Source organism: Pseudomonas sp. 18.1.10 (assembly GCF_024655625.1).
Lineage (GTDB): Bacteria > Pseudomonadota > Gammaproteobacteria > Pseudomonadales > Pseudomonadaceae > Aquipseudomonas.
In genome coordinates, this window is record NZ_JANLGL010000015.1 from 44,951 (window position 1) to 53,674 (window position 8,724).

The 8,724-nt window shown below is 61.1% G+C and carries 11 protein-coding genes; 1 reads left to right on the plus strand and 10 read right to left on the minus strand.

What is annotated here, in order from left to right; all coding sequences use genetic code 11:
* Positions 1-24 precede the first annotated feature (24 nt).
* On the minus strand, positions 25-228 hold the full coding sequence (locus NUV89_RS04610; RefSeq protein WP_257780463.1) for a cold-shock protein: 204 nt from the start codon (positions 226-228) through the stop codon (positions 25-27).
* A gap of 404 nt (positions 229-632) precedes the next feature.
* Between NUV89_RS04610 and NUV89_RS04620 the strand changes: the two genes are divergently transcribed.
* A complete protein-coding gene (locus NUV89_RS04620) occupies positions 633-1,649 on the plus strand; it encodes a hypothetical protein (protein WP_257780465.1) in 1,017 nt (338 codons plus the stop codon).
* 3 nt (positions 1,650-1,652) lie between these two features.
* On the opposite strand, the gene flhB is transcribed toward NUV89_RS04620, so the two are convergent.
* The 9 genes from flhB to NUV89_RS04665 all read right to left on the minus strand — a co-directional run bounded on the left by flhB (position 1,653) and on the right by NUV89_RS04665 (position 8,555).
* Positions 1,653-2,789 (minus strand): flagellar biosynthesis protein FlhB, encoded by a 1,137-nt coding sequence (flhB, locus tag NUV89_RS04625; RefSeq protein WP_017735221.1) that lies wholly within the window; start codon positions 2,787-2,789, stop codon positions 1,653-1,655.
* Positions 2,790-2,792: 3 nt separating this feature from the next.
* A complete protein-coding gene (gene fliR / locus NUV89_RS04630; RefSeq protein WP_017735220.1) occupies positions 2,793-3,578 on the minus strand; it encodes a flagellar biosynthetic protein FliR in 786 nt (261 codons plus the stop codon).
* A 4-nt stretch (positions 3,579-3,582) separates the two neighbouring features.
* Entirely contained in the window at positions 3,583-3,852 is a 270-nt protein-coding gene (fliQ, locus tag NUV89_RS04635) for a flagellar biosynthesis protein FliQ (RefSeq protein WP_003214552.1), read from the minus strand.
* Positions 3,853-3,856: 4 nt separating this feature from the next.
* Complete coding sequence (gene fliP, locus NUV89_RS04640) at positions 3,857-4,600, minus strand: flagellar type III secretion system pore protein FliP (RefSeq protein ID WP_017735219.1); 744 nt, start codon at positions 4,598-4,600, stop codon at positions 3,857-3,859.
* Entirely contained in the window at positions 4,600-5,037 is a 438-nt protein-coding gene (gene fliO / locus NUV89_RS04645; RefSeq protein WP_257780466.1) for a flagellar biosynthetic protein FliO, read from the minus strand. The genes fliP and fliO overlap by 1 nt, the downstream gene beginning before the upstream one ends.
* 1 nt (position 5,038) lies before the next feature.
* Complete coding sequence (fliN, locus tag NUV89_RS04650; protein WP_010208756.1) at positions 5,039-5,506, minus strand: flagellar motor switch protein FliN; 468 nt, start codon at positions 5,504-5,506, stop codon at positions 5,039-5,041.
* Between the two features lie 34 nt (positions 5,507-5,540).
* Positions 5,541-6,509, minus strand: a complete 969-nt coding sequence (fliM, locus tag NUV89_RS04655) for a flagellar motor switch protein FliM (protein WP_017735217.1) — start codon at positions 6,507-6,509, stop codon at positions 5,541-5,543.
* Positions 6,510-6,518: 9 nt separating this feature from the next.
* On the minus strand, positions 6,519-7,019 hold the full coding sequence (fliL, locus tag NUV89_RS04660) for a flagellar basal body-associated protein FliL (RefSeq protein ID WP_017735216.1): 501 nt from the start codon (positions 7,017-7,019) through the stop codon (positions 6,519-6,521).
* A gap of 219 nt (positions 7,020-7,238) precedes the next feature.
* Positions 7,239-8,555, minus strand: coding sequence for a flagellar hook-length control protein FliK (locus NUV89_RS04665; RefSeq protein WP_257780467.1), 1,317 nt, complete (start codon positions 8,553-8,555; stop codon positions 7,239-7,241).
* Positions 8,556-8,724: the final 169 nt, after the last annotated feature.

Below are 8,724 nucleotides of genomic sequence, written 5' to 3' on the forward strand. Positions count from 1 at the left end.
TCGGCTTGAGATAGAGGAAAAGGCCTAGAGGGCGCGGACGTTCACAGCCTGTGGGCCTTTTTGGCCCTGCTCGGTGCCGTACTCGACTTTCTTGCCCTCTTCGAGGGTTTTGAAACCATCACTTGCTATCGCGGAGAAGTGGACAAACACATCCGGCGACCCGTCGTCCGGCTTGATAAACCCATACCCCTTCTCCGCGTTAAACCACTTCACCGTGCCTGTTGCCATTGCCGTTCTCCCGACTTCTCATTTAACAACTCGAGATAAGTGTGATGTAGGCCGCGAATACGCCCTGGGGCCGGTGGATCCTTGTAAACCTCACCCGCAGCCCTTCGTAGAGCAGAATCCCGTCCGAGCTGATGAAGTCCACCTGCACCTGCTCGCCCCCGCCATCCATTGCTATCACACCCTCCCCCGTCTCGCGGCTGTAAGATCTGACCGTTCCCGTGGCCCACTTCATTGTTATCTCTCTGCTTCCTGCGTGGTGTCTCTAGGGCCATGGAACCGCGAGAAGGGCAAGCTGGCTACTGTCAGAGTTGACAGGTCTCGCGACCTTTCAGACGAGTGGCATAGTCCTGGAGCAGCCCACGCCCACAGATACGGGTATCGCTTCGATACGCGGAACGCACCCTGTGAAAGTTGACAGTAGAAAGAACAGGGACGACACGCTCATTGTTGGCTCAAACACTTCCAAGGCCCACCCAATGACACCTCGCCCCCCTGGCTGGCAAACCATCAGCACGCCTTACGAGCAACTTCGCCTGTTGAACGGCGAAGGCGGCTTGGCCCTGAGTCGGGATAACCGACTCCTGTATGTGACACGCGAAGAGGACGTACTGGTCGTGGATACCACGCGAGGCGCGGTTGTCCACCAGTACGATTTTGTACGCGCGCCCGAGGTCGCCGGTACCAGCCATGACGGAAGGTTCCTCTATGCCCGGGGATTGCTTGGCTCAGCAATCCAAGTGGTCGACACTCAACAGCACACCGTCGAGCGCGGCTACGAAATCGGCGTGCTTTCTGGCGGGATGCACGTCAGCCAGGATGGTCTGCGCCTGCACGTGGCGGCACGAGAGAGCCGTGACAACGCCGACGGCGCACTGCTGATCATCAACAGCGCGACACAAACCCTGGTGGATAAAATCCACATAGGGAAAAACCCGGAAGGTATCGCCAGCCATCCAACCCACCCTTATGACTACATCCTCTGCGCTGGCTTGCAGGGAAAAGACAATGGTGTCTACGCCGTCAACACCCTCACCCGCGAAGTGATACATATCCCGATCAACGGCGAACGCGGGTATATCGCCATAAGCCATGACGGCAGCCTGTTGTTTGTTGCCCAGCACCACACGCGACGAATCAATGTGATCGATACACTGTCGCACCAATGGCTTTGCGAACTGATCGTCGAGTGGCCCCCAACCCACCTCGCCGTGAGCCACGACGGAAAGTGGCTGTACGTCCTGAGCTCGGACAGCCGGGTCGGCGTGTTCAGCACAGCCACGCTAAAACACGTGCGCACCTTGGACACAGGAGCAACACTGTTGCGAGGAATCAAAACGCAATTGAATAACGCAGTTGTCTGGGTTGCGCACCGTAGCGAAGAACCGAGACTGACGGTACGAACGACACCAGGCCAACCCTAGCAATCAGGAATCCCGACGCAATTCCGGCGGAATCGGCAAGTCTTTGAGCGGATCCGGCCGCTTGCCCTTGCCCGCGCGGTATTGGCGGATCTGATAGACATACGCCAGCACCTGGGCCACCGCCAGGTACAGCCCGGCGGGGATTTCCTGGTCGAGGTCGGTGGAGTAGAAAATCGACCGCGCCAACGCCGGCGACTCCAGCAGCAGGATGTCGTTGGCCACTGCGATTTCGCGGATCTTCAACGCCGTAAAGTCGCTGCCCTTGGCCAGCAACATCGGCGCGCCGCCCTTCTCCGGGTCGTACTTGAGCGCCACGGCGTAGTGAGTCGGGTTGGTGATGACCACGTCGGCATCGGGCACCGAGGCCATCATCTTGCGCTGGGACATTTCCCGCTGCAGCTGGCGAATGCGCTGCTTGACCTCGGGGCGCCCCTCTTGATCCTTGTGTTCGTCGCGCACTTCCTGCTTGGTCATCAGCAGTTTCTTGTGGCTTTCCCACAGCTGGATCGGCGCATCCACGGCGGCAATGATGATAAGCCCGGCCGCCATCCACAGCGCGCTCCAGCCCACCACCTGCACGCTGTGGATGATCGCCGACTCCAGCGGTTCATGGGCGATGCGCAGCAGGTCGTCGATGTCGGATGACAGCACCATCAGCGCCACAAACAGAATCACGATGAACTTGGCCAAGGCCTTGAGCAGTTCCACCAAAGCCTTGGCGGAGAACATGCGCTTGAGCCCGGCGCCTGGGTTCATACGGCTGAACTTGGGCGCCATGCTACCGGCGGCAAATAGCCAGCCGCCGAGGGCCACAGGGCCGATCAATGCGGCCAGTAGCAAGGTAATCAACACCGGCTGCACCGCCAGAATCGCGATCTTGCCGGAGTGCAGCAGGTATTGGCCCATGGCGCCGGGGCTGAGCAATACCTCACGGGGCAAGGTGAAGTTGTGCTTCATCAACTCCATCAGGTCCAGCGCCAGGCCACCGCCGTAGATGAGCAAGGCACCCGCGCCGGCCATCATGGTCGCTACGGTATTCAGCTCTTTGGAGCGAGCAATCTCGCCCTTTTCCCGGGAGTCTTTTTTGCGTTTCTCCGTGGGATCTTCGGTCTTGTCCTGACCACTCTCGCTCTCGGCCATGGTTCAGCGCGCCCGTGCCAGATCACGTAAGAACTGCAAGGCGTCGGACGCCAGCGGTTGATACTGATTGAGAATGTCGGCCATGCCGACCCAGAAAATCCCCATGCCCAACACCAGGGTCAACGGGAAACCGATGGAGAAGATGTTCAATTGCGGCGCCGCCCGGGTCATCACGCCAAACGCGATGTTGACCACCAGCAACGCGGTGATCGCCGGCAACACCAGCAACAGCGATGCGCCCAGCACCCAACTGAGGCGCCCGACCAGTTCCCAGAAATGATTGACCACCAGCCCCGAGCCCACCGGCAGCGTGGTGAAACTCTCGGTCATCACCTCGAACGCCACCAGATGGCCGTTCATGGCCAGGAACAGCAAGGTCACCAGCATGGTCAGGAACTGCCCGATCACCGCCACCGACACGCCGTTGGTAGGGTCGACCATGGACGCAAAGCCCATGCCCATCTGGATCGAGATGATTTGCCCGGCGATCACAAAGGCCTGGAAGAACAGGGTCAGCGAAAAACCCAGGATCGCGCCGATCAGGATCTGCTCGGCAATCAGCAACAGCGCACTGAGGTCCAGCGCATTCACCGGTGGCATCGGCGGCAGGCCGGGCACGATCACCACGGTGATGGCAAAGGCGAAATACAGGCGGATGCGCTTGGGCACCAGGGTCGTGCCAAACACCGGCATGGTCATCAGCACCGCCATGACCCGAAACATCGGCAGGATGAAGGACGCCACCCAGGTGCTGATCTGGGTGTCGGTCAAGGCCAGTACGGACTGCATCAGGTCAGCCGATCAACTGCGGAATACTGCCGTACAACTGCAGGATGTATTCCATGAACGTCTGCACGAGCCACGGGCCGGCGACGATCAGGGTAATCAGCATCACCAGCAGGCGCGGCAGGAAGCTCAAGGTCTGTTCGTTGATCTGCGTCGCGGCCTGGAACATCGCCACCAGCAGGCCCACCAACAGGCTCGGCACCACCAGCACGGCAACCATCATGGTGGTCAGCCACAGTGCTTCACGGAATAGGTCGACGGCTACTTCTGGAGTCATCGCGCTATACCCCGCCGAAACTGCCGGCCAGGGTGCCGATAATCAGCGCCCAACCGTCCACCAGCACAAACAGCATGATCTTGAACGGCAACGAGATGATGAGCGGCGACAGCATCATCATGCCCATGGCCATCAGTACGCTCGCCACCACCAGGTCGATGATAAGGAACGGGATAAAGATCATGAAGCCGATCTGGAATGCGGTCTTCAATTCCGAGGTGACAAACGCCGGCACGAGGATGGTCAGCGGCGCCTGGTCCGGGGTGGCGATGTCGGTGCGCTTGGACAGGCGCATGAACAGCTCCAGGTCGCTGGAACGGGTCTGCGACAGCATGAAGTCCTTGATCGGACCTTGGGCCTTGTCGATGGCGACCTGGGCCGTGATGGTTTCCGCCAGGTAAGGCTGCAGGGCTTGCTGGTTCACCTTGTCGAACACCGGCGCCATGATGAACAGGGTCAGGAACAAGGCCATGCCGGTGAGGATCTGGTTCGACGGCGTCTGCTGCAAGCCCAGGGCCTGGCGCAGGATCGAGAACACGATGATGATCCGCGTAAAGCTGGTCATCAGCATGACAAACGCCGGGATAAAACTCAGCGCCGTCATAATCAGCAGGATCTGCAGGCTGACCGAATACTCCTGCGCGCCCGCCGCGTTGGTGCCCAGAGTAATCGCCGGGATCGACAACGGGTCGGCGGCGAACGCCAATGGCGCCGCCAGCAACAGCATGAGCGTCAATAAAACGCGCATTACTTCTTATCCTTCTGATCCTTGCCCAGCAACTCCATCAGGCGCTGGGCGAATTCTGGCGTGGCGGACTCGGCCTGATCCACGTTCACGGGGGTCTTGAGCACATGCAGCGGGGTGATGCGGCCGGGGGTGAGGCCCAGCAGGATCTGCTCCTCGCCGACTTGCACCAGCACCAGCCGATCACGCGGGCCGAGGGCGCGCGAGCCGATCAGCTCGATCACCTGGCCATTGCCCGGGCCGACGTTCTGCACCCGGCGCATCAGCCAGGCCAGCACGAAAATCAGGCCAACCACCAAGAGCAGGCCCAGCACCAGTTGCGTCAACTGGCCGCCGAGGCCGCTGCCGACCGGCGCCGCCGTGGCGGCCTGGGCAATCGGCTCGGCAGCCATGGCGCCCAATGGCAGCGCGAGTAACAGTCCCACCATCAGGCGTTTCATATCAGCGCAACTTCTTGATGCGTTCGCTCGGGCTAATCACGTCGGTCAGGCGGATGCCGAACTTTTCGTTGACCACCACCACTTCGCCGTGGGCAATCAGGGTGCCGTTGACCAGCACGTCCAGCGGCTCACCGGCCAGGCGATCCAGTTCGATCACCGACCCCTGGTTGAGTTGCAGCAGGTTGCGGATGTTGATTTCGGTGCTGCCCACTTCCATGGAGATCGATACCGGGATGTCGAGGATCACATCCAGGTTCGGGCCATCGAGGGTCACCGGCTCGTTGTTCTTCGGCACGCTGCCGAATTCTTCCATCGGCAGGCGGTTGCCGGCCGGTGCGGTGGCGGCGTCGGCGGCCAGCAGCGCGTCGATGTCGTCCTGGCCAACATCGCCGGTTTCTTCCAGGGCCGCTGCCCATTCGTCAGCCAGGGCCTGGTCTTCGGCGGAAGTGTTTTCGTGTTCGGTAGCCATTACATGTCCTCGGCGCAGCAAAAATTAAAGTTGTTCAGCGGCGGTTGATCGGTTCGATCACTTGCAACGCCAGGTTGCCCTTGTGGGAACCGAGCTTGACCTTGAACGACGGCACGCCGTTGGCGCGCATGATCATTTCTTCCGGCAATTCCACGGGGATCACATCGCCCGGCTGCATGTGCAAGATGTCGCGCAGGCGCAGCTGGCGGCGGGCCACGGTGGCGCTCAGGGGCACGTCCACATCCAGCAAGTCTTCGCGCAGGGCCTTGACCCAGCGCTCGTCCTGGTCGTCGAGGTCGGACTGGAAGCCGGCGTCGAGCATTTCGCGCACCGGCTCGATCATCGAGTACGGCATGGTCACGTGCAGGTCGCCGCCACCGCCATCGAGTTCGATGTGGAAGGTGGACACCACAATGGCTTCGCTGGGGCCGACGATGTTGGCCATGGCCGGGTTCACTTCCGAGTTGATGTACTCGAAATTGACTTCCATGATCGCCTGCCAGGCTTCCTTCAAGTCGATGAAGGCTTGCTCCAGCACCATGCGCACTACGCGCAGTTCGGTGGGGGTGAATTCACGGCCTTCGATCTTGGCGTGACGGCCGTCGCCGCCGAAGAAGTTGTCCACCAGCTTGAACACCAGCTTGGCGTCGAGGATGAACAGCGCCGTGCCGCGCAGCGGCTTGATCTTGACCAGGTTGAGGCTGGTGGGCACGTACAGCGAGTGCACGTATTCCCCGAACTTCATCACCTGCACGCCGCCCACCGCCACGTCCGCGGAGCGGCGCAGCATGTTGAACATGCTGATCCGCGTGTAGCGGGCGAAACGCTCGTTAATCATCTCCAGGGTCGGCATGCGCCCACGGACGATGCGGTCCTGGCTGGTCAGGTCATAACTTTTGACGCTGCCGGGTTCGGCAGCCATTTCGGTCTGCACCAGACCATCGTCGACACCGTGGAGCAGCGCGTCGATTTCATCCTGGGACAGCAGGTCTTGCACGGCCATGTCGTGATCCTACTGCAATACGTAATTGGTAAAGAGCACCTGCTCGATTGCGACTTTGCCGAGCTCTTTCTGGGACACTTCCTGCACGCTGGCCGTAACTTTCTGGCGCAGCATTTCCTGGCCGACCGGGGTGGCCAGGGCATCGAAGCTTTGGGCGGAGAACAGCATCACCAGGTTGTTGCGGATCACCGGCATATGCACTTTGAGGGCATCCAGGTCGGCCTGGTTGCGCGCCAGCAAGGTCATGCTGACTTGCAGGTAGCGTTGACGGCCGTTCTGGTTGAAGTTGGCGACAAAGGCCGGCAGCATCGGCTCGAAGATTGCCGGTTGCTTGACGTTACTGGCGGTTTCGGCAGCCGGTGCCGGTTTGCTTGCACTGCTGTGCATGATGTACCAGGTGCCACCCACGGAGGCGCCGATAGCCAGGATCAGGCCCACGACAATCATCAGGATAAGCTTGAGCTTGCCTTTGCCTGCGGGTGCTTTTGCTGCGTCGTCGCTCTTCGCCATGCCAATAATCCGTCACTATTCGGGGATTCATAGATCTACGGAAAGGCAAGAGCAAGTGTTATGCCAGAGTTGTCTGGTAATTGGGGAAGAGCCCACACCACAAATCTAATGTGGGAGCTGGCTTGCCTGCGATAGCTATCTATCAGTTGATACATCTTTGACTGATACACCGCTATCGCAGGCAAGCCAGCTCCCACATGGACCGCGTTCCTGCGGGGATCAGGCGTAGTAATCGACGGCGCTGGAGCCGATCACCGTTGACGTCACCGGCGCAACCGCCTCAGCCACTTCGACATGAGCACCGCTGTCACTATCACCCCCACGCCCACCGACACCACCCACCCCACGCGCCTGGCTCTGCTGCTGTTGCTGCTCCTGGCCACGGGACTGGTCCGACACGTTCACATCCACCTGCCCCATGCCCTGTTGGGCGAACATCTCACGCAGGCGCCCGGACTGGCTCTCCAGTGCCTCACGCACCACGGCATGGCCGCTCATGAAGCTGACCTGGGCCTGCTGGTCCGCCGTCATATTGACTTTGATGTCCAGGCGCCCCAATTCCGCTGGCTGCAACTGGATCTCGGCGGACTTGAGGTTGGCGCTGGACAGGTACATCACGCGGTTGACCACTTCTTCGGTCCAGCCACTCTGATGCATGGCCAGCGGCGTGTTGGTGGCCGGTGGCAAGGCATTTGCGGTTTTCGGCGTGGCGGCCTGGGTCAACGCGGCCAGACGGTTGGCGAAGTCATCGACACGGGTGTCGCTGCTGGTGCCCTTCAAGTCCTTGAGACCGTCTTCGATCAGGCTGCCGAAGGCCTTGTCGCCGCCTTGGTCAGTGCTGTCCTTGGCGGCTTGCTGGTCGACCATATTGGCCAGGCCAGCCGTGAAGTTTTGCGCAGCGGTGGGTTGGTCCAGGTTCGGCGCAGGTTTCTGCGGCGACTGGCTGCTGGCGGAGACGTGGCCGCCCTGCTCCATTGCCAGGCGTACGGCCGGCATGGAATCGAGGGGGTCCGCCTCGGGATCGAAGGCTGGCTGCTTGACCTCATCGGTCACCGCCAGCGGCGTGGCGCCCACGGGCTTGCTGTCGTCGGTCACCGTCGGCGCTTGCACGGGCACGGCAACCGCTGGCGTGACCGCAGCCACCAAGGCCGGGTCTACCACCGGATCAGCCGGAGGCTGCTGCGCCAGGGCCGGGTCGACAGGTTTGTCATCATCGCTGCTGGCGCTGTCGTCGGACTTGGCGACCGGCTTGGCAGGCAAAGGATTGCCGCTATCGGCAACCGCCGGCTTGCTGGCGGCAGGTTTGTCGTTGCTGCCCACCTGCTTGGCATTGGCGTCGGCAGGCTTGTCGCGCGTGGCTTTTAACGGCGCGTCGTCGGCCTTTGCCACTGGTTTTGACCCCTGGCTGGCAAACACCTGGGCGAAGCCGGCGCCCTTGTCACGCGGCTCCACGGCCGCTGCCGGGGGGTTGGCAGCGGGCGCTTGCGGCTTGGCCGCAGGGGCAGCCTGGAGGAGCGAATTCGGGGCGACTGGCATAGGTAAAGGTCTCCACTGCATGGGGTCGGGGATGCAGTATCGGGAGATAGAGCAAGAGTCGGGCCAGGTTGCCGAGCGCAGCTAGAAATGTGGGAATGGACTTGTGTGGGAGCGGGCTTGCTCGCGAATGCGGTTTATCAGTGACAGATGTATTGACTGACACACCGCC

Excerpts from the sequence above, each read along its gene's own strand:
- NUV89_RS04610 (WP_257780463.1), bottom strand. The coding sequence starts at position 228 with ATGGCAACAGGCACGGTGAAGTGGTTTAACGCGGAGAAGGGGTATGGG.
- flhB (WP_017735221.1), bottom strand. The coding sequence starts at position 2,789 with ATGGCCGAGAGCGAGAGTGGTCAGGACAAGACCGAAGATCCCACGGAG.
- fliR (WP_017735220.1), bottom strand. The coding sequence starts at position 3,578 with ATGCAGTCCGTACTGGCCTTGACCGACACCCAGATCAGCACCTGGGTG.
- fliQ (WP_003214552.1), bottom strand. The coding sequence starts at position 3,852 with ATGACTCCAGAAGTAGCCGTCGACCTATTCCGTGAAGCACTGTGGCTG.
- fliP (WP_017735219.1), bottom strand. The coding sequence starts at position 4,600 with ATGCGCGTTTTATTGACGCTCATGCTGTTGCTGGCGGCGCCATTGGCG.
- fliO (WP_257780466.1), bottom strand. The coding sequence starts at position 5,037 with ATGAAACGCCTGATGGTGGGACTGTTACTCGCGCTGCCATTGGGCGCC.
- fliN (WP_010208756.1), bottom strand. The coding sequence starts at position 5,506 with ATGGCTACCGAACACGAAAACACTTCCGCCGAAGACCAGGCCCTGGCT.
- fliM (WP_017735217.1), bottom strand. The coding sequence starts at position 6,509 with ATGGCCGTGCAAGACCTGCTGTCCCAGGATGAAATCGACGCGCTGCTC.
- fliL (WP_017735216.1), bottom strand. The coding sequence starts at position 7,019 with ATGGCGAAGAGCGACGACGCAGCAAAAGCACCCGCAGGCAAAGGCAAG.
- NUV89_RS04665 (WP_257780467.1), bottom strand. The coding sequence starts at position 8,555 with ATGCCAGTCGCCCCGAATTCGCTCCTCCAGGCTGCCCCTGCGGCCAAG.